At 61.6% G+C, this 26,100-nt stretch carries 26 protein-coding genes and 1 tRNA gene; 18 read left to right on the forward strand and 9 right to left on the reverse strand.

The features are described 5' to 3' along the window. The first annotated feature begins 56 nt into the window (after positions 1-56). The 3 genes from LZK81_RS06745 to LZK81_RS06755 all read left to right on the forward strand — a co-directional run bounded on the left by LZK81_RS06745 (position 57) and on the right by LZK81_RS06755 (position 2,840). Positions 57-146, forward strand: a tRNA-Ser gene (locus LZK81_RS06745). A 418-nt stretch (positions 147-564) separates the two neighbouring features. Then, positions 565-1,617 (forward strand): porin, encoded by a 1,053-nt coding sequence (locus LZK81_RS06750; RefSeq protein WP_233955598.1) that lies wholly within the window; start codon positions 565-567, stop codon positions 1,615-1,617. Between the two features lie 182 nt (positions 1,618-1,799). After that, the gene (locus LZK81_RS06755) at positions 1,800-2,840 is read left to right on the forward strand and encodes a porin (protein WP_233955599.1); all 1,041 of its coding nucleotides are present in this window, start codon (positions 1,800-1,802) and stop codon (positions 2,838-2,840) included. A 154-nt stretch (positions 2,841-2,994) separates the two neighbouring features. Here the strand turns inward: LZK81_RS06755 and LZK81_RS06760 are convergent, their stop codons facing one another. Continuing rightward, positions 2,995-5,070 (reverse strand): lytic transglycosylase domain-containing protein, encoded by a 2,076-nt coding sequence (locus LZK81_RS06760; RefSeq protein WP_233955600.1) that lies wholly within the window; start codon positions 5,068-5,070, stop codon positions 2,995-2,997. A 273-nt stretch (positions 5,071-5,343) separates the two neighbouring features. Between LZK81_RS06760 and dapA the strand changes: the two genes are divergently transcribed. The 4 genes from dapA (at position 5,344) to LZK81_RS06780 (ending at position 8,270) form a co-directional block, all read left to right on the forward strand. Beyond that, the gene (gene dapA / locus LZK81_RS06765) at positions 5,344-6,228 is read left to right on the forward strand and encodes a 4-hydroxy-tetrahydrodipicolinate synthase (RefSeq protein ID WP_046605699.1); all 885 of its coding nucleotides are present in this window, start codon (positions 5,344-5,346) and stop codon (positions 6,226-6,228) included. 119 nt (positions 6,229-6,347) lie between these two features. Continuing rightward, complete coding sequence (gene smpB, locus LZK81_RS06770) at positions 6,348-6,824, forward strand: SsrA-binding protein SmpB (RefSeq protein WP_046611986.1); 477 nt, start codon at positions 6,348-6,350, stop codon at positions 6,822-6,824. Between the two features lie 111 nt (positions 6,825-6,935). Continuing rightward, positions 6,936-7,229, forward strand: a complete 294-nt coding sequence (locus LZK81_RS06775) for a WYL domain-containing protein (RefSeq protein WP_233955601.1) — start codon at positions 6,936-6,938, stop codon at positions 7,227-7,229. Between the two features lie 75 nt (positions 7,230-7,304). After that, on the forward strand, positions 7,305-8,270 hold the full coding sequence (locus LZK81_RS06780) for a lysylphosphatidylglycerol synthase transmembrane domain-containing protein (protein WP_233955602.1): 966 nt from the start codon (positions 7,305-7,307) through the stop codon (positions 8,268-8,270). Between the two features lie 278 nt (positions 8,271-8,548). On the opposite strand, the gene LZK81_RS06785 is transcribed toward LZK81_RS06780, so the two are convergent. Both LZK81_RS06785 and LZK81_RS06790 read right to left on the reverse strand, forming a co-directional pair. Beyond that, positions 8,549-9,610: a bifunctional transcriptional activator/DNA repair enzyme AdaA gene (locus LZK81_RS06785; RefSeq protein ID WP_233955603.1), complete on the reverse strand. Its 1,062-nt coding sequence runs from the start codon at positions 9,608-9,610 to the stop codon at positions 8,549-8,551. An 84-nt stretch (positions 9,611-9,694) separates the two neighbouring features. Beyond that, complete coding sequence (locus tag LZK81_RS06790) at positions 9,695-10,270, reverse strand: NYN domain-containing protein (RefSeq protein ID WP_046605695.1); 576 nt, start codon at positions 10,268-10,270, stop codon at positions 9,695-9,697. A 289-nt stretch (positions 10,271-10,559) separates the two neighbouring features. Between LZK81_RS06790 and rpoZ the strand changes: the two genes are divergently transcribed. Together rpoZ and LZK81_RS06800 are read left to right on the forward strand one after the other, a co-directional pair. Further along, positions 10,560-10,967, forward strand: a complete 408-nt coding sequence (gene rpoZ, locus LZK81_RS06795) for a DNA-directed RNA polymerase subunit omega (protein ID WP_037080919.1) — start codon at positions 10,560-10,562, stop codon at positions 10,965-10,967. 158 nt (positions 10,968-11,125) lie between these two features. Continuing rightward, positions 11,126-13,354, forward strand: a complete 2,229-nt coding sequence (locus LZK81_RS06800; RefSeq protein ID WP_046611983.1) for a RelA/SpoT family protein — start codon at positions 11,126-11,128, stop codon at positions 13,352-13,354. Positions 13,355-13,503: 149 nt separating this feature from the next. Here the strand turns inward: LZK81_RS06800 and LZK81_RS06805 are convergent, their stop codons facing one another. Both LZK81_RS06805 and LZK81_RS06810 read right to left on the reverse strand, forming a co-directional pair. Further along, complete coding sequence (locus LZK81_RS06805; protein WP_233955604.1) at positions 13,504-14,982, reverse strand: FAD-dependent oxidoreductase; 1,479 nt, start codon at positions 14,980-14,982, stop codon at positions 13,504-13,506. Between the two features lie 184 nt (positions 14,983-15,166). Next, complete coding sequence (locus LZK81_RS06810; protein WP_233955605.1) at positions 15,167-15,820, reverse strand: glutathione S-transferase family protein; 654 nt, start codon at positions 15,818-15,820, stop codon at positions 15,167-15,169. A gap of 302 nt (positions 15,821-16,122) precedes the next feature. Between LZK81_RS06810 and LZK81_RS06815 the strand changes: the two genes are divergently transcribed. The 7 genes from LZK81_RS06815 to LZK81_RS06845 all read left to right on the forward strand — a co-directional run bounded on the left by LZK81_RS06815 (position 16,123) and on the right by LZK81_RS06845 (position 20,689). Further along, a complete protein-coding gene (locus LZK81_RS06815) occupies positions 16,123-16,278 on the forward strand; it encodes a DUF3563 family protein (RefSeq protein WP_080951252.1) in 156 nt (51 codons plus the stop codon). A 227-nt stretch (positions 16,279-16,505) separates the two neighbouring features. Further along, the gene (locus LZK81_RS06820; protein ID WP_233955606.1) at positions 16,506-17,066 is read left to right on the forward strand and encodes a DUF2062 domain-containing protein; all 561 of its coding nucleotides are present in this window, start codon (positions 16,506-16,508) and stop codon (positions 17,064-17,066) included. Between the two features lie 40 nt (positions 17,067-17,106). Further along, positions 17,107-17,508, forward strand: coding sequence for a holo-ACP synthase (gene acpS, locus LZK81_RS06825; protein ID WP_046611980.1), 402 nt, complete (start codon positions 17,107-17,109; stop codon positions 17,506-17,508). A gap of 83 nt (positions 17,509-17,591) precedes the next feature. Beyond that, on the forward strand, positions 17,592-18,341 hold the full coding sequence (gene lepB, locus LZK81_RS06830; RefSeq protein WP_046605691.1) for a signal peptidase I: 750 nt from the start codon (positions 17,592-17,594) through the stop codon (positions 18,339-18,341). Then, positions 18,338-19,057, forward strand: coding sequence for a ribonuclease III (gene rnc, locus LZK81_RS06835; RefSeq protein ID WP_233956493.1), 720 nt, complete (start codon positions 18,338-18,340; stop codon positions 19,055-19,057). The genes lepB and rnc overlap by 4 nt, the downstream gene beginning before the upstream one ends. Positions 19,058-19,067: 10 nt before the next feature. Further along, complete coding sequence (gene era, locus LZK81_RS06840) at positions 19,068-20,021, forward strand: GTPase Era (protein ID WP_233955607.1); 954 nt, start codon at positions 19,068-19,070, stop codon at positions 20,019-20,021. Between the two features lie 164 nt (positions 20,022-20,185). Continuing rightward, the gene (locus LZK81_RS06845) at positions 20,186-20,689 is read left to right on the forward strand and encodes a PAS domain-containing protein (protein ID WP_046611977.1); all 504 of its coding nucleotides are present in this window, start codon (positions 20,186-20,188) and stop codon (positions 20,687-20,689) included. A 9-nt stretch (positions 20,690-20,698) separates the two neighbouring features. Here the strand turns inward: LZK81_RS06845 and LZK81_RS06850 are convergent, their stop codons facing one another. Next, complete coding sequence (locus LZK81_RS06850) at positions 20,699-21,088, reverse strand: hypothetical protein (protein ID WP_233955608.1); 390 nt, start codon at positions 21,086-21,088, stop codon at positions 20,699-20,701. A gap of 200 nt (positions 21,089-21,288) precedes the next feature. On the opposite strand from LZK81_RS06850, the gene recO reads away from it, so the two are divergent. Further along, positions 21,289-22,041 carry a DNA repair protein RecO gene (recO, locus tag LZK81_RS06855; protein WP_233956494.1) on the forward strand — a complete coding sequence of 251 codons (753 nt, stop codon included), beginning with the start codon at positions 21,289-21,291 and terminating at the stop codon, positions 22,039-22,041. A 15-nt stretch (positions 22,042-22,056) separates the two neighbouring features. Here recO and LZK81_RS06860 read toward each other — a convergent pair whose 3' ends face one another. The 3 genes from LZK81_RS06860 to LZK81_RS06870 all read right to left on the reverse strand — a co-directional run bounded on the left by LZK81_RS06860 (position 22,057) and on the right by LZK81_RS06870 (position 25,557). Then, positions 22,057-23,310: an MFS transporter gene (locus LZK81_RS06860; RefSeq protein ID WP_233956495.1), complete on the reverse strand. Its 1,254-nt coding sequence runs from the start codon at positions 23,308-23,310 to the stop codon at positions 22,057-22,059. Between the two features lie 290 nt (positions 23,311-23,600). After that, entirely contained in the window at positions 23,601-24,500 is a 900-nt protein-coding gene (locus LZK81_RS06865) for a DMT family transporter (RefSeq protein ID WP_233955609.1), read from the reverse strand. 169 nt (positions 24,501-24,669) lie between these two features. Further along, complete coding sequence (locus LZK81_RS06870) at positions 24,670-25,557, reverse strand: LysR family transcriptional regulator (protein WP_233955610.1); 888 nt, start codon at positions 25,555-25,557, stop codon at positions 24,670-24,672. Between the two features lie 123 nt (positions 25,558-25,680). Between LZK81_RS06870 and LZK81_RS06875 the strand changes: the two genes are divergently transcribed. Beyond that, complete coding sequence (locus LZK81_RS06875) at positions 25,681-26,037, forward strand: antibiotic biosynthesis monooxygenase (RefSeq protein WP_233955611.1); 357 nt, start codon at positions 25,681-25,683, stop codon at positions 26,035-26,037. The last annotated feature ends 63 nt before the right edge of the window (positions 26,038-26,100 follow it).

Consider the following 26,100-nt stretch of genomic DNA (forward strand, 5'->3'; position numbering starts at 1 on the left):
ACATTTCCATAAAAGACCTTGCCATCGATATCGTTTCCCAATAATCAGGCCCAACCGGAGAGGTGGCCGAGTGGTCGAAGGCGCTCCCCTGCTAAGGGAGTATACCCGAGAGGGTATCGTGGGTTCGAATCCCATCTTCTCCGCCATTCCAGGCTCGAAACGCCCGCCCAATTCCGAATCCCAATGCCGTTCTGATCGACCTCTGCCGGCAGCTCGCACGGCCGTGCACGCGCGCCGCTTGGCGGGCGAGGTGATTCCCTTCCGAGGCTTCTCCGCGGCGCTAAGTGGCTGCCGGATAAGCCCTTTCTTAACAAAGCGTAAAATACCACCTAAGGCAGTCCCCGGCTTTGTGTCCTTTCGGCAACAGACTTATGGGAAGCGGGTACCGGAAGGGCGCCCGATTGAAGTTCCAGATTGCATGACCTTCCCCGTCTTGTATTTTCAAATCCGGAAGCGAGGCGGTGGATCGTCCTTCTTCTAGCAATCGACGGGGATGGGGCAGGGAACGCTGTCCTTCAGCCAAAAGAACCCAGACCCATACGAAACTTTGACTGGAGGTCAAAAATGAACATCAAGAGCCTTCTTCTCGGCTCCGCTGCTGCCCTCGCAGCAGTCTCCGGCGCTCAGGCAGCTGACGCCATCGTAGCTGCTGAACCGGAGCCCATGGAATACGTTCGCGTTTGCGACGCTTTCGGCACCGGCTACTTCTACATCCCGGGCACCGAAACCTGCCTCAAGATCGGCGGTTACGTCCGTTTCCAGGCTGATATCGGCCAGGACGTAAACTCCTTCAACGACACCGACTGGGATACTTTCAGCCGCGTTCAGCTCGACTTCACCGCGAAGTCTGACACGGAACTTGGTACGCTGACCTCGGTTGCTTCGGTTCGTTTCGAAGCCAACCAGGACGTTGCTTACACGTCTAACGGCAGCGCCAACGGCGCCTACATCAACGAAGCCTACATCCAGCTCGGCGGCTTCAAGGTTGGTCGTTACTACAACCCTTGGGATAAGGGTATCAACGGCGAATCCGATTGGAACTCCGGTACCCAGAACACCCGTATGCAGTCGGTCGGCTACTTCTACACGGGTAGCGCCTTCACCGCTGGTGTCCAGGTTGACGAACTGTCGCGTCTTCAGGGTCTTGGTGGCCAGAACGTCGGTCTCGAAGCTATCGTAACGACCAAGTTCGGCGGCGTAGCTTTCGACCTTCTCGGCGCTTATGACTTCAGTGCTGAAAACGGTGCAGTTCGTGCCCTCATCTCGGCTCCGGTCGGTCCGGGCACCTTGCAGGCTCTCGCCATCTGGTCGAGCGGCGTGGGCGATGCGAACTTCGATAACGCCTACTTCAACCGTGGTGAATGGGCTCTCGCTGCTTCGTACGCTTTCAAGGTCTCCGACAAGCTGACGATCACTCCCGGCGGTACCTACGTCTGGAACTCTGAAGTCGATGCTGACGGCGAATTCACGGGCGACGACGCCTGGCGCGCTGGCGTAACGGTCGATTACACGATCGTTCCGGGCTTCACTGCCAAGGTTACCGCGAACTACAACGAAACTTCGGGCGCTGCTGAAGAATTCTGGGATGGCTTCGTCCGTCTCGATCGCACGTTCTAATCATAATGGAACTCCCCCGGTTCGCCGGGGGAGTTTTCTATAAATGGTTGGCCTCTATGTAGGGCCTCCATATGGGGAGATGATACTGGGGAATGGGGCTGCTTATGCGGCCTTTACGTGTTTGATCAATTTTGGGTCGGGCGCGAACTAGCATTCAGAGAAATTGACTGGAGGTCAAAAGAATGAACATTAAGAGCCTTCTTCTCGGTTCTGCAGCGGCTCTCGCGGCAGTTTCCGGTGCTCAGGCTGCCGACGCAATCGTCGCTGCCGAACCGGAGCCTATGGAATACGTTCGTGTCTGCGACGCGTTCGGCACTGGTTACTTCTACATCCCGGGCACTGAAACCTGCCTCAAGGTCGGTGGTTATGTCCGTTTCGAAGTCGGCTTTGGTGAGGACACCAATAGCTTCAACAACGGCGACTGGGATTCGTATAGCCGCGCTCAGCTCGACTTCACTGCAAAGTCCGACACCGAACTCGGCACGCTGACCTCGGTTGCCTCGGTTCGTTTCGAAGCCAACCAGGACGTCGGTTACACGTCCAACGGCAGCTCCAACGGCGCCTATATCAATGAAGCCTATATCCAGCTCGGCGGTTTCCGCGTTGGTCGCTGGTTGAACTGGTGGGATGCAAACGACCTGCCGGGCGAACTCGACAACCTCGGTTCGAACCGTCTGCAGTCGATCTCCTACACCTATACCGGCTCGGCCTTCACGGCTGGCATTCAGGTTGACGAACTGTCGCGTCTTCAGGGCGTTGGCGGACAGAACGTCGGTATCGAAGCTATCATCCAGGCAGCAATCGGCCCGGCCAAGCTCGAACTGCTCGGTTCTTATGACTTCGGCGCCGAAAACGGTGCCGTCCGCGCGATCGGTTCTGTTGCCGTTGGTCCGGGCACCTTCTACCTTTCCGGTGTCTGGTCGTCGGGTGACAATGCCTACTACGGCGTAACCGATACCGGTGCCGGTGAAGCAGCTGTGGCCGTTGCCTATTCCTTCAAGGCGACCGACAAGCTCGAAATCATTCCGGAAGCCCAGTACATCTGGAATACGCAAGCTGATGCAGACGGCGACTTCTTCGGTGACGACGCCTGGGGCGCTGGCGTGACCGTCAACTACCAGATCGTCGAAAACTTCGCTGCCAAGGTTGCTGTAAACTACGTGGAAGTTGGCGATGAAGACGGTACGGTACAGGGTATCGTCCGCCTGCAGCGCGACTTCTAATCTGATTTGATCGGATTAAGCTTAGAAGCCCGGCCTCGTGCCGGGCTTTTTGTTTTGATGACTTCGACTGCAACAGGGATGGCTGTTCGAAATTAGGCCCGCGTTGTCTCTTGTTCGAAGGTAGAAGATCAGACTCGATCAGGCCGCGATGTAATTACCGCCGCCCGAACCGCAGATCCGCTTCTATATCCGCCTTCTGCCCGAGCCTCGTCTTGTAGACCTGGTAGTTCTCCATCACCCGCTGCACGTAATTGCGGGTTTCGGGGAAGGGGATACGCTCGATCCAGTCGACCACCTCGTCAAGGGACTTGCCGCGCGGATCGCCGTAGCGGGTGATCCATTCCGGCACCCGTTTCGGGCCTGCGTTATAGGCGATGAAGGTGAGGATGTAGGAGCCGCCGAACGTGTCGATCTGTTCGCCGAGATAATGGGCGCCGAGGGTGGCATTGTAGCCTGCATCCGTGGTCAGCCGTGCCGCCGCATAGGTGAGGCCGTGCCGCTTGGCAACGCCCTGCGCCGTGCCGGGCAGGATCTGCAGGAGACCTCTGGCATTGGCTGGCGAAACCGCGCCCGGGTTGAAGGCGCTTTCCTGGCGTGCGATCGCATAGGCGAGCGCCTTGCCGGAACCGGCGATATCGGCGCCGGCCGGTATGACGCCGATCGGGAAGGCGAGCGCCGCCACATCGATGCCGCGGCTGAAAGCGGTCTTGCCGATCTGCAGCGACAGGGCGTGATTGTCTTCCGATTCGGCCCTTGCCGCGAGGATCGCCAGTTCCCCGGGGCTGGTCATTTCTTCCGCCAGCGCGCGATAGAGCACCGCTGCGCGTTTGCCGTGGCCGGCATCTTCGAGCCTTGCGATCGCTCGGACGGCCTCGCGGCTTTCGAAATTCTGGCGGTCGGCCCCGCTCGCGGTCGGATAGGTGACGTCGAGCGACTTGAGGTCGAGCCGTGCGGCGGCAAGCTGGCCGTAGAACGTGCTGGAGAAATGCGCCGCCTTAGCGAAGAACTCCTTGGCGCTGCCCGGTCCGCCGTCTTCCGCCACGCGGCCGAGCCAATAGAGGGCGCGCGACGCCGAAAGAGGCTTGTTCGAGGTCTCGAGAATCTTGCGGAAATGTTTCTCGGCGGTTGCCGGTTCATGCAGCGCCCGCAGCGCATACCAGCCGGCGTGGAATTCCGCATCGACGATATCGGTGGAGGAGGCGGCGACATAATTGGCCGCGGTCCGGTAGGCGAGCTTGAACTCGCCCTGGTCGGCAAGCCCGCGCGCCACGATGCGCCGCTCGTTCCACCATTCCGTCGTGTTGACCAGTTTTGCCGCGTCGCGCGGGGCCTTTTCGAGCAGGTCTGCGGCATCCCGGTATTTGTCCTGCCGCCGAAGATATTCGATGCGGGCGAAGAGATAACCCGCGTCGTCCTTCAGCGAGCCATCGACGCCGTTCAGAAGCGTCTCGGCATTCTTGGCATTGCTGATGACGGCGGTCCAGGCCTTGTAGAGCGATTGCGCCTTTCCGAGATCGCCGAAGCGCTTGGCCTGCGCGGCACGCCCCTTGTACAACAGGAAATCCATCCGCGCCTTGTGGTCAGCGGGGGTTAGCAGGCCTGAGAATTCGGCGAGGATCTTGTCTTCGGTCGGCTTCTCGAGCGTTTCGGTGAACCAGATCTGCCGAAGCGGCCGGGCGGCCTCGACCTGTCTGCCGGAGGCGACGAGCGCGCGGGCGAGGATGAGTGTGCCCTCGGTGGTTTCCGGGCGGGTTGAGCCGAAGGCCGCGAGCACGGTCGGGGCGGGCGGGTTTTCGCGATAAAGCGCGCGTTCGGAATTGGCGCGCAGACCCTTCAGGCCCGGCCAGCCCTTCAGTTCCACCTGGGCCGCTGCGATCTCGCCCGACGGCACGCCCGGCGCGCCGGAGGTGGCGATCGCCCAGGTGAGGATATGCCGGTCGAGCGAGCCTTCGGCTAGACCATTGCGTGTGGCAAGCGCGGCGGCGATGTCATTGCCGGAAAGCGCATCGAGCCCGGCTTTCAGCTCAGGTGCCACCACCAGCGGGCCGGTCCTCGGGATCGTGCCGGTCACGTCCGGCGCCGGCATTGCGGCGGGCATGGTGATCGCCACCGGGTTCTCGGGCTTCATATAGGAAAGGGGGGCCATGCTTTCGGGCAGCGATGCGGCAAATGCATGCATGCTCGCAGCGCCGAGCCCCAGTGCTGCGAGGATCAGAACAGGCCTGTACATCCGGTAACTCGCGAAAATAGTCGTCCCCTTATTAGCCGCCAGCCACGTTAACGAAAGCTTACCGCGTTTGTGAAAATGCGCGGTTTCTTATATGAGATTCCATATGAAATCCCTGGCACTTGCGCTTGTCGCCGCTTTCCCGCCGCTTTATGGTGCGCGACCTGAAAGGCTTTCGGGAAGGTCGGCTGCGTCGCGGCCCGTCCAAAGTTGTCGAAAGCCCTCATAGTCATGGATTGCGGCAGCAGAATGAACGCTGTCGATTGGGAGTTTTGCATGTTCAAGGGATCGATGCCCGCGCTGGTCACCCCGTTCACCGCCGATGATGCGGTGGATGAGCAGGCTTTTGCCGCGCATGTGGATTGGCAGATCGTCGAAGGCAGCAGCGGTCTGGTGCCTGTCGGTACCACCGGTGAATCGCCGACGTTGAGCCATGACGAGCACAAGCGCGTCGTGGAACTCTGTATCGAAGTCGCCAAAAAGCGGGTTCCCGTTATCGCCGGTGCCGGCTCCAACAACACGCGCGAGGCGGTGGAGCTTGCCGTGCACGCGGAAAAGGCCGGCGCCGACGCCGTGCTCGTCGTGACGCCCTATTACAACAAGCCGACCCAGAAGGGCCTGATCGCGCATTTCTCGGCGATCGCGCAAGCGACGAAGCTGCCGATCATCATCTACAACATCCCGCCGCGTTCGGTCATCGACATGTCGCCGGAAACGATGGGCGCGCTGGTGAAGGCGCACCGGAATATCGTCGGCGTCAAGGATGCGACCGGCAAGATCGAGCGCGTCTCGGAACAGCGCATCACTTGCGGCAAGGATTTTGTGCAGCTTTCGGGGGAGGACGCGACAGCGCTCGGCTTCAACGCCCACGGCGGCGTCGGCTGCATCTCGGTGACGGCCAATGTCGCGCCGCGCCTCTGCGCGGAATTCCAGGCGGCGACGCTTGCGGGTGATTATGCCAAGGCGCTCGAATATCAGGACCGCCTGATGCCGCTGCACAAGGCGATCTTCCTGGAACCCGGCCTCTGCGGCGCCAAATACGGCCTCAACAGGATCCGCGGCATGAACCGCACGGTCCGCTCGCCGCTGGTCTCGACGCTGGAACCGGCAACCGAGGCGGCGATCGATTCCGCGCTGCGCCACGCCGGCCTCCTGAACTGAGACACATCCGCGCTCGCCGCTTCACTTTCGGCATCGGCCGCATTACATAGACAAGTAACCCCGCTCATAGCCCATGGGCGGGGATTTGTTTTCAGATAAGGGCGGAACGGAATACACCCATGGCACCCAAAGGCAGCCAGCGTACGGTCAACAAGATTGTCGCGGAGAACCGCAAGGCCCGCTACAACTATGAAATCATGGATACTTACGAGGCCGGCCTGGTTCTGACCGGGACCGAGGTCAAGTCTTTGCGCGAAGGCAAGGCCAATATTGCCGAATCCTACGCCTCCGACGAGGGCAACGAAATCTGGCTGATCAATTCGCATCTGCCGGAATACCTGCAGGCAAACCGTTTCAATCACGAACCGCGCCGCCGCCGTAAGCTGCTGCTCTCCAAACGCGAGATCGGCCGCCTGCGCGCCGGCATCAACCGCGAAGGCATGACGCTGGTGCCGTTGAAGATCTACTTCAACGAAAAGGGCCGCGCCAAGCTCGAACTCGCCCTCGCCAAGGGCAAGAAGCTGCACGACAAGCGTGAGACGGAGAAGGAACGCGACTGGAACCGCCAGAAGTCGCGACTGCTGAAGTCGAACTGATCTCCGCCCTGATCCCGATCGCCGTAGCGGCCAGTTGCAAAGCCTGCTGGCCGACATCAATCGTGAACTTCCTGAACTCCCGTTCGTTAAGGGAGATACCAGGGAGTTCGCGTGCGCAAAACAAGCTATCCGGATATCATCATCGATGCGATCGAGCGGCGGCGGATCATCGAGCTCCGCTACAAGGACACAAGGCGCAGGGTGCGGCCGCATATTCTGGGTTATGTCGGGCAGGGGGAACTGGCACTCAGCGCCTGGCAGATGGCCGGTACCGGCGTCGGCTGGCGGCTCTTTCACGTGGATGAGATCAGCGAGCTCACTCCGACCGAAGACGGTTTCCGCAGCCCCTCGCGCGGCTATAACCGCAACGATCCACGCTTCTCGCGCATCATGGACCGCCTCTGAAATCCCGCTTTAGGAACAAAATCCGCATCCGTCCGTTGCGTGTGATCTTGTGAGTGCGTGCGGATTATGGGGCAAATGACGCGAAAGAAAATCTTAACTTACGTCATGCTGGTCGTCGGCTTCGGTGCCGCCGGATACCTGCTCTACCATACGTTCCGCGATTTCACGCTGTCCGAGATCGTCTCCTCCTTCCGGGCGATCCCGACCGTCAACCTGTTGATGGCCCTCCTTTTCGCCTTCGGTTCCTATGTCTGCCTCTCGGGCTTCGACTGGGCCGGCGTGCGTTATGTGAAGAACGATCTCGCCTATCCGAAGATCGGCCTTGCCTCGTTCATCGCGCTATCGATCGGTCAGAGCGTCGGTCTTTCGGGCTTGAGCAGCGGCGCACTGCGTTATCGTTATTATGCCCATTGGGGCATGAGCACCGAGGATGTGGCGAAGATCGTGCTGCTGTCGGGCGTCACGGTCGGCATCGGCATGGCGATGCTGTCGGGCGTCGTCATGATCATCAACCCCGGAGATGCCGCTTCTGTACTCGGTTTGAGCAACGTCGTGGTCGTCGCCATCGGGTTTGCCTGCCTTGCTGCAACAGCCGGTTACCTGGCGCTCGCCGCCTTCGTGCGAACGCCGTTGAAGATCGGCTCTTGGATCTTCGAAATGCCGACCCTGAAGATCGCCATTGCCCAGGTGGTGATCGGCACGATCAATTTCGCGCTGGTCTCGGCCTGCCTGCGCGAAGTCATGGCCGCCACCGCGGATGTCAGTTACCTCAAGGCCGCGACGGCCTTCGTGCTCGCCAATCTCGCGATTTTAATCACCCATGCACCGGGTGGTCTCGGCGTGCTGGAAGCGACGGTCCGCCACGTCATGGGCGACCAGGCCTCGATCGGCTCGCTGGTCGCCTTCCGGGTGATCTATTTCTTCATCCCGTTCTTCATCGGCCTGCCTCTGGCCTTGATCGTCGAGGCGATTTTTCGGGCCAGGAAGGCGAAGCGGCAGTCGCAGCCGGGGCTTCAGCTCAGCGAACCGGCATCGGCGTGAGATTGGTGGGTGGCGTCACCCTCTGCGTCTGTGTGACATTGATGTTGCGGGTGTGGCGTCACCCCCCTCTGCCCTGCCGGGCATCTCCCCCACAAGGGGGGAGATCGGCTGGCGGCGTGCTCACCACTTCCTCTCTGAGGTCTCACCCTCTGCCACGAAACTTTGGGAGCGGCGGTCATCCACTTGTAATCTCCCTCCTTGTGGGGGAGATGCCCGGCAGGGCAGAGGGGGGTATCACGGGGCACAACACCTCGAACGCGCTTGCGCACAGGTGCTCCCTAACCCTTCCCCACCACCATCCTCCGCTCATGCTCCAGCAGCCAGCGCTTGCGCCACAGCCCGCCGCCATAACCGGTGAGGCTGCCGTCCGCACCGATCAGGCGGTGGCAGGGGATGACGATGGCGATCTGGTTGGCGCCGTTGGCGCCCGCCACCGCGCGGGTGGAGTAGGGGAGGTTGAGCTCGGCAGCGACCGCCCCATAGGTGGTGGACACTCCGGCCGGGATCGCCCGCAAGGCCTCCCAGACCTGGCGCTGGAAAGGCGATCCGTGCCCGGCAAGCCGCGTTTTGAACCCAAGGTCCTCGCCGGAAAAATAGGCCTTCAGCTCCGCCTCGATCTGATCGATCGGCGGATGACGCCCCATGACGATGCCGCTGCCGGTGAATTTTTGCAGTTTCTTGATTTCCGCCGGCAGCGCCTTGCGCTCGGCGAATTCGAGCAGGTGCAGCGAGTGCTGATCGGCAATCGCCATCATCGGCCCGATCGGCGTTTCGATCCAGTCGGCCCTGAGCAGGGTCTTGGTCCGCAGGTTGGTGGGCGCCGCACCGAACAGCTTGGTCACCGCGCTGCGGAAGCCGCTGCCGGATTCATAACCGGCATCAAGTTGCGCATCGAGAACGCTCGCCCCTTGCCTCAGCGTCTCGGCCGCCTTGCCCATCCGCCGGAGCCTGGCGATTTCGAGGAAGCTCATGCCGAACTGCCGCTTGAAGGCACGCCGCGCGGTCGACGGATCGATACTGAGCGAAACGACATCCTCCTCGCTCCACCGCCGAAAGGGTTCTGCGTCGAGTGCCGTCAGCAACCGCGTCACCATCGGATCCGCCTCGCCGAGCTTCAGCATCGGCCGGCAGCGGCTGCACGGCCGAAAGCCTGCTTCCAGGCATTCGGCGATGGTTTCGAAGAAACTGGTATTCTCGCGCTTCGGCTTGCGGGCGGGGCAGGTGAGGCGGCAGAAAATGCCGGTCGTCTTGACCGCTGCCCAGGCAAAACCTTCATAGGAGGCGTCGCGGGCGACCAGGGCGTCATAAAGGGTGTCTTCGGAAGGGCGTTCGAAAAGCATGCACCTTTCTAGCCCAGAACGAAAAAAGGCGCCGCCGAAAAACGGGCGCCTATTCTCGTTTTGATATCTGAGGTCTCGCCTCTATCAGAGATCGGCTGCCTCGGCCGATTCCGCCGGACGGGGCGGGCGCTCGGACGGGTCACGGCCGACTTCCGCCTTCAGCGATACGAGATCGATGAAATGGTCGGCCTGGCGGCGCAGGTCGTCGGCGATCATCGGCGGCTGGGTTGCCATGGTCGAAACCACCGAAACCTTGCGGCCCTTGCGCTGCAGGGCTTCGACCAGCGTGGTGAAGTCGCCGTCGCCGGAAAACAGCACGAGATGGTCGACGGTCTCAGACTGTTCCATGGCATCGATAGCAAGTTCGATGTCCATATTGCCCTTGATCTTGCGGCGGCCCATCGAGTCCGTGAATTCCTTGGCCGGCTTGGTGACGACCTTGTACCCGTTGTAGTCGAGCCAGTCGATCAGCGGACGGATCGAAGAGTATTCCTGATCCTCGATCAGGGCCGTGTAGTAATAGGCGCGAAGAAGATAACCGCGTTTCTGAAAGGCCTTGAGCAATTTCCGGTAATCGATGTCGAAACCGAGGCTTTTCGAAGCAGCGTAAAGATTTGCGCCGTCTATAAAGAGAGCAATCTTCTCCCTTGGGTCAAACATATGGTCTCCATCCCCTTTTCTTATGAACCTGCTTTGCAGGTGGAGGCCTGGTCAATATAAGCCGAACCAAATCTCCGGAATAATCCACTACATTACGAACTATTCATATAACTGTCATTTATGGCACGATTCGTAATAATCCAAGCAGCTTGAGGTTGAAATTCGCGGGCGCCCCCAGAAGACGTGGCGCGCCTTGTCAAAAGTCAATTCTCAGGAAAAACTTGAATTTGCCGCGCAATGCCTGTATCGGGCGTATCAATTCCGAAAATCACTGATCAAAGGACAGGCAATGGCCCGTGTCACAGTAGAAGATTGCATTGACAAAGTCGACAACCGGTTCGAACTGGTCCTGCTCGCGAGCCACCGCGCCCGCCAGATCTCGCAGGGCGCTTCGATCACCATCGACCGCGACAATGACAAGAATCCTGTCGTCGCTCTTCGCGAAATCGCCGACGAGACGCTTTCGCCGGACGACCTCAAGGAAGACCTCATTCATTCGCTGCAGAAGCATGTCGAAGTCGACGAGCCCGAGCCCGATCCGGCTTCGCTGATCGCTGCCGGCGGTGTTGCCGTCGCCTCCGATCGCGACGAGGAAGACGACGCTCCGGAAACCGTCACCTTCGACCAGATGTCGGAAGAGGAACTGCTCGCCGGCATCGAAGGCCTCGTGCCGCCGGAAAAGAGCGACGATTACTAAGCGAAACATTCGCTTAGCAAGTTTTCGTTCATTCTCTCGCCCTAATCTGCTTGAATGTTTTATGATGGCTGCGCCAACCTTCCCGGTTGGCGCGCCATTTTCTTTTCGTCCGGTGCCCATTCACGGGCACTGAAGCGGTATCGAGGACATTTTTCAGGATGATGCGGCAATACGAGCTGGTGGAACGGGTTCAGAAATACAAGCCCGAAGCCAACGAAGCTCTGCTCAACAAGGCCTATGTCTACGCCATGCAGAAGCATGGTCAGCAGAAGCGCGCGAGCGGCGACCCCTATATTTCCCATCCGCTCGAAGTGGCAGCCATCCTCACCGACATGCATCTCGACGAGTCGACGATTGCGGTCGCCCTGCTGCACGACACGATCGAGGATACCACCGCCACCCGCGCCGAGATCGACGAACTGTTCGGTGAGGATATCGGCCGGCTGGTCGAAGGTCTCACCAAGCTGAAGCGCCTCGACCTGGTCTCGAAGAAAGCCAAACAGGCGGAAAACCTGCGCAAGCTGCTGCTTGCCATTTCCGACGACGTCCGCGTCCTCCTCGTCAAGCTCGCCGACCGCCTGCACAACATGCGCACGCTCGAGCACATGAAGGCCGAGCAGAAGGCGCGCATTTCCGAAGAGACGATGGATATCTATGCGCCGCTTGCCGGGCGCATGGGCATGCAGGACATGCGCGACGAGCTGGAAGAGCTTTCGTTCCGCTACATGAACCCGGAGGCCTACGAGACGGTCACCGGCCGGCTCGCCGATCTCGAGGCCCGCAACGAGGGCCTGATCAAGAAGATTGAGGACGAACTGCGTGAGCTGCTGATCGCCAATGGTCTGAAAGACGCCTTCGTCAAGGGCCGCCAGAAGAAGCCCTATTCGGTATTCCGCAAGATGCAGTCGAAGTCGCTCTCCTTCGAGCAGCTCTCGGATGTCTACGGGTTCCGCATCGTCGTCGGCGACATTCCGTCCTGTTATCGCGCGCTCGGCATTGTTCATACGCGGTGGCGCGTCGTGCCGGGCCGCTTCAAGGATTATATCTCCAACCCGAAGCAGAACGACTACCGCTCCATCCACACGACGATCGTCGGCCCGTCCCGTCAGCGTATCGAGCTGCAGATCCGCACCCAGCTGATGCAGGAGATCGCCGAATACGGCATCGCCGCGCATGCGCTCTACAAGGACGGCCAAGGGGCGGTGAAGGGCGGGGAGCTGCTGCCGAAGGAATCCAACGCCTATTCCTGGCTGCGCCACACGATCGAGTCATTGGCCGAGGGCGACAATCCGGAAGAATTCCTGGAACATACCAAGCTCGAACTGTTCCAGGACCAGGTCTTCTGCTTCACGCCGAAGGGCAAGCTGATCGCCCTGCCGAGGGGCGCCACCCCGATCGACTTCGCCTACGCGGTCCACACCAATATCGGCAACACCACCGTCGGCGCCAAGATCAACGGCCGGATCATGCCGCTGGTGACGAGGCTGAACAACGGCGACGAGGTGGAGATCATCCGCTCCGGCGTGCAGGTGCCGCCTGCCGCCTGGGAAGAGATCGTCGTGACGGGCAAGGCACGCTCGGCGATCCGCCGCGCCACCCGCATGGCGATCCGCAAGCAATATGCCGGCCTTGGCCACCGCATCCTGGAGCGCACCTTCGAGCGCGCCGGCAAGGTCTTTACCCGCGATACCCTGAAACCCGCTCTGCCCCGGCTCGCCCACAAGGATGTCGAGGATGCGATCGCCGCCGTCGGGCGCGGCGAGCTCTCCTCGCTCGACGTGCTGCGCGCGGTCTTTCCGGATTACAAGGATGAACGCGTCACGGTGAAGCCGGCCACCGACGACGGCTGGTTCAACATGCGCAGCGCCTCGGGCATGATCTTCAAGCTGCCGAACCAGCGGCGCGTCTCCCCGGAAGAAATCGAGGCCGGGCCGGATCCGCTGCCGATCCGCGGTCTTTCGGGCAATCTGCAGGTGCGGTTCGCGCCGAGCGGCGCAGTACCCGGCGATCGCATCGTCGGCATCATGGAAAAGGACAAGGGTATCACCATCTACCCGATCCAGGCCTCGGCCCTGCAGAGGTTCGACGACCAGCCGGACAGCTGGATCGACGTGCGCTGGGATTTGGACGAGGCCAACAAGTCCCGCTTCCTAGCCCGCATCGAGGTCAACACGCTGAACGAGCCGGGCACGCTCGCGACCGTCACCCAGACGATCGCCCATCTCGACATCAACATCCGCGCGCTGACCATGGGCAGCAACCGCGCCGCCGACTTCTCCGAGATCACGATGGAAGTCGAGGTCTGGGACCTGCGCCAGCTGAACCAGCTGTTGAACCAGATGAAGGATCTCGACTGCGTGGCGAACGTCAAGCGGGTGTATGACTGAGGGGATGGGTGCGGCAATCTCCCTTCTCCCTCCTTGCGGGGGAGATGTCAGCAGAGCTGACAGAGGGGGGTGGCTTAGCGAACTCAACGGCCCATGGAATATGCGGCACCACCCCCCCTCTGTCGCCTGCCGCGCTGCTTACTTAACAATCAGCCCTGCGCCGTTTCCGCCTGGCTCACCACCGTTGCCGCCTCGCTCGCATCCCGCACGAAGGCGCCTTGAGCCCGCAAGGTCGACTGCAGCTCGGCAATATCCACATCCCGCGGCGCGACGCCGCGATTGGCCGCAATACCCGCCGCCGCACCCGCCGCCTGTCCGGTCAGCCAGCACTGGGGAATTTCGCGCATGAAGCCGTGGCTGTTCGCATCGCAGGAGATGTGCCGCCCGGCGGCCAGCAGTCCGCCCAGCCTTGCCGGCACGAGTGCTCCGTAAGGTATCGAAAGGACCGGAAATTTTGGCGACACCGAGGGGCTGACGCCGACTTCGTCGGGCTGGATTGTGCCGCTTGCCCACTGGCTGCGTTCGATCCGGCCGGCGCCCGCCAGACGCCGCGTATGCCGGACGCCGAGCTGCGGCGCGCTGAGCAGCATGTAGGCGTCCTTGAACCCCGGTGCATGGCTGCGGAAGAATTCGCAATGCGACTGCATGAACCGGTGCGAGCGGATTTCGACTTCGGTCATGTCGTCGACATTGAGCGCCGAAAGCCCCGATTGCCGCGGCCCGAGGAACAGCGCGATGTCGTTGCGCCAGGAAACGTAGGGCGTCTGGAAGAACCCGAGCTGGTCGCGCCCGAGCGTATTGAAGTCGGCGAACGCCAGTTCCTGCTCCGATCGGAAGGCGAGCCATGTGGCCATGTCCACGCCGCCCAGCATGAAACCGGTATTCATCGAGTGATGCACGTCGCCCTCCTCGATATCGGCCTCGAAACTCGCTCCTGCGCGCGCAAAAACGTCGCCGTCGCCGGTGCAGTCCACGACGACCTTGGCCATGATCCCCTGGCGGCCTTCCTTGCTTTCGAAGATGACGCCCTTTACCGCGCCGTCCTCGACCACCGGCGTCGCCGCCCAGGAATGGAAGACGATCCGCACGCCCGCCTCGATGAGCATTTCCTGCGAGGTCAGTTTCAGTCTTTCAGGGTCGATCGTGGGCGCCCAGGTGACGATGCCGTGGAAAGCGGATGTGCGCAGCCGCCAGTATTTCGCCAGGTCGGCGTTCCGCTGTCCCCACAGGCTCCTGTCCGGCCCGGCGACGGCTTCAGGAGGAAGGCGGCCGAGAACCTCCTCGGCAAAACCGCGAATGACCTGCCGCCCGTCCCAGTCGGTCATCCGGTCGATCCAGATCACCACGCCTCCGGTGGAAAGCCCGCCGAGATGATTGTAGCGCTCCAGCACCACGACCTCCGCGCCGGTTCGCGCAGCGGCGAGCGCTGCGGCGGTTCCGGATGGTCCCCCACCCACGACCAGCACGTCGCAGCGATGATAGATCGGAATGTCGCGCGCCTCTTCCCTGAGGACGCCCTCGCCGTTGCGACGGGGGAAGACATACTGCCCTGATTCAAAAATGTCGGAGCTCAGGAAGCGGTTCTCGTTCTGGCGTATCTCCTTCACCGATACGTTGCGATCATTCATGGCATCCTCCTCATTTCCGCCGGCCGTCACGCCCGACGAGCCCGAGGGAGATTTAGCCAAGGAAAAGGCTGGTCGGAAAGACACCAATCCGCCGATAGAGCTTTCTCGATTCAGGCTAGGATCGGCCCCGCCGGCCGATCAAAAAAGACCCGGATGATGGCTTTGAACGCGGAGCCGGTCGTGGTCAGCTGGCCGATGCGGCCGTGAAAACGGCCAACTGGGCGGCGAAGGCGCGCTTGTATGCGGGCCGCGCTTCGCCGCGGGCGACATAGGCGGAGAGGTTCGGATAATCGTCCAGCATATCCGACGACGCTTTCAACCGGAGCAGCACCGACACCATCAGAAGATCGCCGGCACTGAATTCGCCATCGAGCCAGTCGGCCTCGCCAAGGCGGCGGGAAAGATCGGCCAGCCGTTTCCGGATGGTGTCGTCGAGGGCGTGCAGACGCTTCTCGTACCAGGGCTCGTCACGCTCGAGGATCCTGGCGAGGCTGCGATCGAAGATCGGCGGCTCCACGGTGTTGAGCGCGGCAAACATCCACGCGATCGCCCGCGCCCGGGCATTCGCATCGTCCGGCAGCAGGCCTCCGTGGCGTTCCGCGATATGGAGTACGATCGCTCCCGACTCGAAGAGCGCGAGATCGCCTTCTTCATAGGTCGGAATCTGCCCGAAAGGCTGAAGCGCCAGATGCGCGGGCTCCTTTATCGCCTTGAACGATACGAGGCGAACCTCGTAAGGCTGTCCCGCTTCCTCGAGTGCCCAGCGAACGCGCATGTCACGCGCCAGCCCTCTGCCGCGGTCGGGCGATCGTTCGAAGGCGGTAATAGTAATGGTCATCGTCGTCCTCCATGGCTTGTCCGTCTTGAAGACGGCCGGCTAAACGAGATTCCGACATCCGTGCTCGAAATAGTGCCGGCAACCATACCAAATACACTCAAAAGCGCACGGTCCCTCTGCTTTGAAGGGTCGCCTTCTCCGCTTGCGAAATTTAATAAACTCGGGCGCCCGCCCATTTCCTGCGCATCCCCATTAACCCGCCATGCTTCCCACGCAGGGCTGCCCGGCGGTTGCGGCGTTGGTAAAGCATGATTCCGCGTCTTATATTGCTGCAGTGCAATATTAGAAAGAAAGAACACATCATGTTTGACTCAGTACGCAAGTTCGCCCGCGCTTTCCGCGTCCCCACCACCCAGGACCGCGAAGTCGCTTACCTGAACGAAGCAAACGACCGGATCGACCTCGAATACCGCATGCGCCAGATCGACCGCGGCATGTTCCGCAAGTCGTCCTTCTAAGCGATACGTTCCGATCAGCCACCCGTTCGCGCGGAAATGACGCCGCGCGGCTGCTGCAGGTCTTCCCGCGTCGATGCGACCGGTGACCGGATCACCTCTGCGAAAGCCGCTCTTATCTAGGGCGGGCCAATTTTCGCCATCATCTTCGGCTTGGGCTAAAGCCTGTTGGACCGAAGATTCCCGCAGCCGACGGATGAATATCCCGCTGCCGAACCAGATGCGCCCCGATGCCGTTTCGCCGCCGTACACCGCTTGGAATTCGTCAAAGACTGCGCCGTGCCGTCCTGCCTCCCAAGGACTTTCGCCGCGTCCTCGAATATTATCGCCTGAAGGTGATGCGCATCGGCGGTTCGCCGCATGCGGTTGCAGCGGGGCTTGCGATCGGCGTCGTCAGCGCCTGGACGCCGTTTCTTGGTCTCCACATCCTGTTTGCGATCCCGCTCGCCTATCTCTTCGGCGGCAGCATGATCGCCGCGGCGCTCGGCACCACCTTCGCCAATCCCATCACCTGTCCGATCATCTGGCCGCTCACCTGGAAACTTGGCGAGACGATGCTCGGCCACGACGCCGCCGGCCATGACAGTCTCGATCTCGGCAGGTTGTTTCATCACCTCGATGTCTCGCAACTCTGGCGGCCGATCCTGGAGCCGATGCTGATCGGTTCCCTGCCGCCGGGCATCCTGTGCGGCCTGGTTTTCTATGCCGGTACTTATCTGGGCGTGCGCAGTTTCCGCAACCGGCGGCTGGAACGCTTGACGGCGCGGGCCGGAGCCCTCAAGTCAGTATAAAGATTGACGAGAACCGGCTGGGCGCCGCGAGGAAGATTTCATGATCATCGGCATGGGCAGTGACCTCATCGACATAAGACGCGTGGAGAAATCCATCGAACGGTTCGGCGAGCGTTTTACCCATCGCTGTTTCACCGAGATCGAGCGGGCGAAATCCGACCGCCGCCAGAACCGGGCGGCCTCCTATGCCAAGCGTTTCGCCGCCAAGGAGGCGTGCTCCAAGGCGCTCGGCACCGGCATCGCGCACGGCGTGTTCTGGAAGGATATGGGGGTCGTCAATCTGCCCGGCGGGCGACCCACCATGGTGCTCACCAATGGCGCCGCCGAACGCCTCGCGAGCATGATGCCGTCAGGCCATGAAGCGGTTATTCACATCACCATCACCGACGAATACCCTTATGCACAGGCCTTTGTGGTGATCGAAGCGCGCCTCGCGGCCTAATCGACCATTGCCGCCGCTTTGCGAAGGGTTTAGAGAACGCAAAACCGCTGGCAACAGCCGAGCCGAACAGAAAGACGTCAAACGTGTCCGACAAAGCCGAGACCAAGTCGCAGAACAGCCTCTGGGAAAACATCAAGGTCATCATCCAGGCTCTCCTGCTGGCAATGGTGATCCGCACCGTGCTGTTCCAACCTTTCACCATCCCGTCCGGCTCGATGATGCCGTCTCTGCTCGTCGGCGACTATATCTTCGTCAACAAGTTCGCCTACGGTTATTCCAAATATTCGCTGCCGTTCTCGCCCAATCTGTTCTCGGGCCGTATCCTGGAATTCAGCGAACCCAAGCGCGGCGACGTCATCGTCTTCCGCCTGCCGAGCCATCCGGACATCGACTATATCAAGCGCCTGATCGGCCTGCCGGGCGACCGCGTCCAGGTTACCAACGGCGTACTGCTCCTCAACGGCAAGCCGGTTCCCAAACAGGGCGACGGCACCTTCACCTCCGATTACAGCCTCGATCCGGGCACCGACGTGCCGGTCTTCCGCGAAACGCTCGACAACGGCGTCACCTATGACACGCTCGACCATTCGCCGGTTTCGCGAGGCGACAATACCCAGGAATTCGTCGTCCCGGCCGGCCACTATTTCTTCATGGGCGACAACCGCGACAACTCGCTCGACAGCCGTTTCGACGTCGGTTACGTGCCCGCCGAGAACCTGGTCGGCCGCGCCAGCGTCATCTTCTTCTCGCTCGGCAACGACACCTCGTTCCGTGAAATCTGGAAGTGGCCGACGAACATGCGCTGGGATCGGATTTTCAAGGTCGTCCGGTGATGAAGTCCAAGACGCTTTCGGCGGAGGAACGCGGCCAGCTTGAAAAAGCCATAGGTCATGAATTCGCCGACAAGCAATGGCTCGACCGGGCGCTCACCCATGCGAGCACCGGGTCGGCCAAGAGTGCGAACTACGAACGGCTGGAATTCCTGGGCGACCGCGTGCTCGGCCTCTGTGTCGCCGAACTGCTGTTCAAGACGTTCCGCACCGCCGCCGAAGGCGAGCTTTCCGTGCGCCTGAACCAGCTTGTCAGCGCCGATAGCTGCGCGATTGTCGCCGACGAGCTGGAGCTGCATCGGTTCATCCGTACCGGCGCCGACGTCAAGAAGCTGACCGGCAAGCGGATGATGAACGTGCGCGCCGACGTGGTGGAAAGCCTGATTGCCGCCCTCTATCTGGATGGCGGGCTGGAAGCCGCCCGCGGCTTCATCATCAGGTACTGGGAAGGCCGCGCCACTCGCGCAGACGGTGCGCGGCGCGATGCCAAGACCGAGCTGCAGGAATGGGCGCACGCGAAATTCGGCCTGACGCCCGCCTACCGGGTGGACGAACGCTCCGGCCCGGATCATGATCCGCGCTTCACGGTGACCGTCGAGGTTGCGGGCGTGGCGCCGGAAACCGGTGAGGACCGTTCCAAGCGCGCCGCCGAACAGGTGGCCGCCACCAAGATGCTCGAACGCGAAGGCGTGTGGCAGAAACCCTCTGCCGAACAATGAATTGGACACTATGACCGAGAACGACAACATTACCGGTGAAGAGAACGCAGCCGGCCAGACATCCGCTGGTGCAACCCACTCCGGCTTCGTAGCGCTGATCGGCCCGACCAATGCCGGCAAATCGACGCTTCTCAACCGGCTCGTAGGCGCCAAGGTCTCGATCGTCAGCCACAAGGTGCAGACGACGCGCGCCATCGTGCGCGGCATCGCCATCCACAACAACGCCCAGATCGTCTTCATGGATACGCCCGGTATCTTCAAGCCGCGCCGCCGGCTCGACCGCGCCATGGTGACGTCGGCCTGGGGCGGCGCCAAGGATGCCGACCTGATCCTGCTCCTGATCGACAGCGAACGCGGTATCCGCGGCGACGCCGAGGCGATCCTGGAAGGCCTGAAGGAAGTCCATCAGCCGAAGATCCTGGTGCTCAACAAGATCGACCGCGTCCGCCACGAGGATCTGCTGAAGCTCACCGCCACGGCCAACGAGGCCGTGCCGTTCGAGCGCACCTTCATGGTCTCCGCGACCACCGGTTCCGGCTGCGACGACCTGATGGATTATCTGGCCGACAAGCTGCCGGAAGGCCCCTGGTATTATCCCGAGGACCAGATTTCCGACCTGCCGATGCGCCAGCTGGCGGCCGAGATCACCCGTGAAAAACTCTTTCTGCGCCTCCACCAGGAACTCCCCTACGCCAGCCATGTCGAGACGGAGAAGTGGGAGGAACGCAAGGACGGTTCGGTGCGCATCGAACAGGTCATCTACGTGGAGCGCGACAGCCAGAAGAAGATCGCGCTCGGCAAGAACGGCGACGCCATCAAGGCAATCTCCACGGCATCCCGCAAGGAATTGGCCGAGATCCTCGAACAGCCCGTCCACCTCTTCCTGTTCGTCAAGGTCCGCGAGAACTGGGGCGACGATCCGGAACGGTTCCGCGAAATGGGACTGGAATTTCCGAAATCCTGAGCAATGCCGATATCCGCCTACGCCGCCGCATGGCGGCGTCAGTTCTTCCGAGGGTCACCCGCGGACGAAGGAGCTAGGTAGCGGTTTTTATCCATCATTATAATGACTTGCTAACGTAGAGCCGAACATCCAATTTATCGACAAAGTGGCACGGAGAGTCATGAATGTCGGACGTCGGATCGGGAGAGGAAGACACGGGCTCGGATGATCCGAATTCTCTCGGCTTCTACAGTTGGGTCGTCCCGGAAAACAAGGTGTATGGCGACCAGGTGATCGCCGACATATTCGGCGTTTCCGAAGAGGAGCTGGCCGCCGGCGCCCCCATCGAAAGGGTGATCCGCTACGTCAACGAGGGCGACAGGCAACGGGTCGCCAAGGCGATCCACGATGCGATCGTCAGCGGCGGCGCATACCAGGAAAATTACCGCCTTACCCATCCGGACGGCCGCCGGATCGACGTTACCGCCAATGGCCGTTGTCTGCGCGATGCCGAGGGCGTTCCGTATATCTATTCCGGCACCGTTGCCATCCAGTCCGCGGCCGAGGCGGTTGCCGCGACCGATCCTCTGGAGCGCCATTGCCGCGCCGCTCTCTGGCTCGCCACCAAACGCCGCCAGGTGCTCGCCGCACGTTATCTCACCTCGGCGCTCAACGTGCTCGGCAAATAGGCTTGCGCGTCACTTCTGTCGGTCCATCAGCGCCCTGACTTCCTGGTAGCGGCGGCGATTGTCCTGGTCCTGCTCGTTGGGTCCATAGCAGGTGTCGGAAATGCAGAAGCGCTGCAGGCGGAAGGGCGGCTGCCCCTTGTCGAACTCGCACTCGATCTGGTTGGTGAAATCGGTCGGCTTGGCGTCCTCGCGGGTGGAATAGGTGAGCCGCGCGCCCGGCGGATCCAGTTCCGGAAAGGACTGGACGATGCCCGTCTTGATCGACGGCACCAGCAGGAAATTTTTGGCCACGGTGATGCAGGCCTGCTCGAGCGGCTGCGATTGCGCGGCGGCCGGCGAGGAGAAAAGGGTGGCGGGCGAAGCGGTCAGAAGGGCGGCGGCGAAGAGGACATATTTCATGAAGACTCCCAGAGGTCGTATTGACGGTCGTGTTGGCGTCGCGAATTTTCGCACAGGAATCCAAATGGAGGCCGTTTTGTTCCAGGCAAGCCCATAGGCATATGCATCTTTGTCGCAACTGCGCGACAGCAGAAACCGATTCAGTCCGAAGGACTTATGCTCTATTGTTGAATCGGCTCGAAAGGAGCTTGAACAGATACATGCAGTGGCAGGACGAAGCGATCATCATAGGCGTCAAGCGCCACGGCGAGACGAGCGTCATCGCCGAGCTGATGACCCGTGACCGCGGCCGGCACCTCGGCCTCGTCCGCTCCGGCCGTTCGCGGTCGATGCAGCCGGTGCTGCAGGCCGGAAACCGGGTGGAAGTGGTCTGGCGCGCGAGGCTCGACGAACATCTCGGCGAGTTCAAGCTGGAGCCCGTCAGGCTGCGCGCCGCCAAGCTGATGGAAACGGCGACGGCCGTCTACGGCGTCCAGGCGATGGGCGCGCTGCTGCGCCTGCTGCCCGAGCGCGACCCGCATCCGCATCTCTTCGATGCGCTGGACATCATCCTCGATGCCTTCGACGATCCGTCCGATGCCGGCGAGCTTTTCGTGCGTTTCGAGCTCGCGGTTCTGAACGACCTCGGGTTCGGCCTCGACCTTACCGAATGCGCGGCGACCGGCGGACGGGAAAACCTCGTCTACGTCTCGCCGAAAAGCGGCCGCGCCGTCTCCCGCGATGCCGGCGCGCCCTATGCCGACCGCATGCTGGCCCTGCCGGGGTTCCTCGGAGAAGGCGCCGCTTCGGCCGCCGACCGCGACAGCATGGCGGAAGCCTTCCGGCTTACAGGTTATTTCCTGCACCGCCACGTCTACGAACCCCGGGGCCTGACGGAAAACGCCGCCCGCGACGGTTTCGTCCAGGCGGCGCTGAAGGCGCTTTCGAAGGATGCGGAACGTCAGGCCAGCTAAAGGCCTGGCCGGTCATTACTCCGCCGGCTGCGGCTGCAATACCCCACGGTCCACCGGCTTTTCCTGTATCGGCCAATGCACGGCGGCGGCAAAAAGGCCGAGTGCCACGCCGAGCCACCAGACCGGATCGTAGGAGCCGAAACGGTCGTAGAGATAACCGCCCATCCACACGCCGAGGAACGAGCCCACCTGGTGCGACAGGAAGACGAGGCCGCCCAGGAGCCCGAGATGGCGCGTGCCGAACATGATGGCGACGAGCCCATTGGTCGGCGGCACGGTGGAAAGCCACAGGAGCCCCATGACGATCGCGAACACGATCACCGAGACCGGCGTTTGCGGCAGGAGAAGGAAGGCCGTCACGGCGATCGATCGGGCGATATAGATGTAGGCGAGGAAATAGGGCTTCGAATACCGCTGGCCGATAAAGCCCGCGCCGAGCGAGCCGATGATGTTGAAGAAGCCGATCAGCGCCATGGCAATCACCGCATAGGCGGGCGCGATGCCGATATCCCCGAGATAGGCCGGAAAATGCGCGGTGATGAAGGCGACCTGGAAGCCGCAGACGAAAAACCCGGCGGTCAGGAGCAGGTAGCTCTGATGAGCGAAGGCTTCCTTCAGAGCCGCACCCACCGATTGCTGGAACTGGCTGTGCGACTGGCTTCCCGAGCTTGCATTGCCGCGCAACGGAAAGGCGAGCAGCGGCACGATCAGCATCAGCACCGACAGATAGACCAGACTGTCGGACCAGCCGAAATTGCTGATCAGCGCCTGGCTCAGCGGCGCAAACAGGAACATGCCGGCCGAGCCTGCGGCCGTGCCGATGCCGAACGCCATCGAACGCTGCTCCGGCGTCACGTTGCGGGCAAAGGCCGAAAGGATGACGCTGAAGGAGCCGGCGGCGATTGCCAGGCCGATCAGCACACCCCCGCCGATATGCAGCCAGACCGGCGCATTGGCATTGGCCATGACGATGAGGCCGGCGGCATAGAGCACGCCGGACATGGTGAGGACGCGGCCTGTGCCGTATTTGTCGGCAAGCGCCCCGAAGAAGGGCTGGCCGAGCCCCCAGGCAAGGTTCTGGATCGCCATCGCCAGCCCGAAGGTGGACCGGTCCCAGCCGGTGTCGGAGAGCATCGGAAGCTGGAAGAAGCCCATGGCCGAACGCGGGCCGAAGGTCAGCATGGCGATCAGGGCGCCGGCGACGATAATCAGCCAGGGCATGGAAGCCGGCTTCGGCCTCGAGGGGAGCACGGATGGCGACGCGGACATGGGCATGGGGATCTCCTCGAACACAAGGAGCAAAACATACCGCGCGCGCCGCCGTTCTTAAAACAACTTTTGCTCAATCAATCCATCACCGGGATTGATGCGGCCATGCAGTCGCGAAAGCCGTGCAGTTTGCGATGGGCAGGGCGTTGCAGGCGAGGGAGGAGGGCGCGACAGTCTTAACCCTCCCCCTTGTGGGGAGCGTGGCCGGCAGGCGGGAGGGGTTTTGAGGCGGAGCGAAGGCCCCTCCCCAACCCCGCCCCACAAGCGGGAGGGGCTCCACTCACCACCCCTTACGGCGTGCCCGGCGGATCGATCGCCGGCGGCGTTGCGCGCCCGAGTCGCGCCTCGCGCCAGATGGTGAAGATGCCGGCGCCGATGACGATTGCGACGCCGAAGATCATGTTGGCGGTCATCACCTCGCCGAATACGAAGACGCCGATCAGGCAGACCAGCACCGACTGGATATAGGACATCGGCTGCACGACCACCGCATCGAGCAGGTTGAAGGCGCGGATCAGAAGGTAATGCCCGCTTATGCCGGTGATGCAGAGCACCAGCATCCACAGCCAGTCGGTAGGCGTGACCTGCGTCCAGTAGAACGGGCCGACGACGGTGATCGTCACCGCGCCGACGACGCCGGTATAGAAAAAGGCCGTGTCGGAGGTGTCGGTGCGGCTGGCAAGCCGGGTCATGACCGAATACAGCCCGAACATCAGCGTCGCGACCATCGGGATGACGATCCGGGCGTCGAAGGTGGCGTTGAGCGGGTTGACGATCAGAAGGATGCCGACAAAGCCGACGCCGATCGCCGTCCACCGCCGCCAGCCGACCTTTTCGCCGAGGAACGGCACCGAAAGACAGGCGACCACCAGCGGCGTCGCCGCAAACATCGTATGGCTGGCCGCGAGCCCGACATGCGAGAAGGAAAAGATCGAGATGACGATCTGCACCGCCAGCAGCGCGCCGCGGGCGATCTGCAGCCAGGGCCGGTTGGCGTTCGCCGCAACCTTCACCCCGCCGGCCGAGCGGCTGGCCAGCGCAAACGCGAAGCCCGCGAACGCCCAGTAGCGGATCATGGTGATGAAGATCGGCGGATAGGCGCTGCCCAGATGTTTGGAAATCCCGTCCTGCATCGAAAAGATCGTCACCGCCGCAATGGCGCAGATGAGGCCGGTGGACCGAGGGGTCATGAAGGCAGTCTCTTTCGACAAACCGCCCGAAAACCCGGCCGGCGCATGAGGATCAGTCAGCGTATGGTGATGACCCCGTTGTGACCGTTCGGCAAGGGGCCGGACAACCTGCTTTTGCGAATACCTGCCATGCGTGAGGCGGGGGAGTGGGGGCTGGGGCAACAGTGAATCAGGCCTTGAACAGTTCGCCAGCCATATAATCGACGAAAGCCCGGACCTTGAGGGAGAGATATCGATTGGTCGGCCACAGAACACGGAATGCTCCGGTCTCGGCCATGTACTCTTCCAGCAGCGAAACGAGCTTTCCTTCGGCCAGTTCCGATGCCACGGCGAATGGAGGAAGGCAGGTAATGCCGAAAGATCGTTCCGCCAGGTAGATCAATGGCTCCAGCGTGCTTGCGACGGTGGTCACGGGAAGCTCGATCTTCACCTCGCGTCCGTCGCGAACCAGCGGCCAAGGCTCAAGGGTTCCGGAATTGGCGAACCGGTGGTGAAGGCACTGGTGCTGGAGCAGGTCTTCCGGAACCTTCGGCCAACCGTTCGCGGCGAGATACCCCGGTGCGGCGACGATCCTGTGCCGGAACGTGCCAAGCTTCCGGCTCATCAAACGCGTGTCTCTGACCTCGCCCGTTCTGATCACGGCATCAAAACCTTCCTCGATGACATCGACCAGCCGGTCGGTGAAATCGAGGTCGAGATTGATCTCCGGATACGCCTCCATGAAGGCCGAGATCGTCGGCATCAAAAGCATGCCTGCGAGCGGGAGGCTCACACGAAGCTGTCCGCGCGGGCTCGTCTGCGACCGCGACAACTGCGCCCGGGCGGACTCGAATTCGGATTGGATGCGCCGACAGGTATCGAGGAAGAAACTGCCTTCTTCCGTCAACGCCATGCTGCGGGTCGAGCGATGGAACAGCCGCACGCCCATCTCATCTTCGAGCCGTGAAATGGCCTTTCCCACGGCCGAACCCGACAATCCAAGACGGTGGGCTGCAGCGACGAAGCTTCCGCATTCCGCGACCTGGATGAAAACTCCGAGCGTTCCAAGCTTGTCCATGACGATCCAATTGCGGAATAAAATTCCGATGTGATGAGAATAAGGGCTCGTTTATCCGATATCCGTCGCCGGATATCCAGATGTCGCCGCGGCTGCCAGCCGCATTTTCAAACGGAGACACTCATGGAAACGAACTCTTCCGCTGCCTTTTCGCCGCTTCCCGTCCCGACCACGTTCATCGTCAACGTCATTCACGCCCACCCCGGCAAGCAGGAGGAGGCGTTCGCCATCATCCAGGATGTCGTCCACTACGTCGCCGAACGGAAAGAGGGGTTCCTCTGGAGCACCTTGGCAAAGAGCACGGACGGACAGACCGTCGTCAATATCGAAGCCATCCAAGCTGCCGGAAATGTCAACGAGTTCTTCTCCGACCCGGTATTCGCCGAAAAATTTCGAAAGCTGGACGACGTCTCGAAGAGCGAGTTCCACACCTATACAGTGGGTGATCTTGTGCTGCCCAAGCGCGTGGCGGCGCTCTGATCGGAAGGCGAGAGTCGCGTATGATCTGTACGCGGTGCGTGGAGCTCCTTCCCTCGTGGGGAG

This window comes from Neorhizobium galegae (genome assembly GCF_021391675.1).
In the GTDB taxonomy this organism is placed as follows: domain Bacteria; phylum Pseudomonadota; class Alphaproteobacteria; order Rhizobiales; family Rhizobiaceae; genus Neorhizobium; species Neorhizobium galegae_B.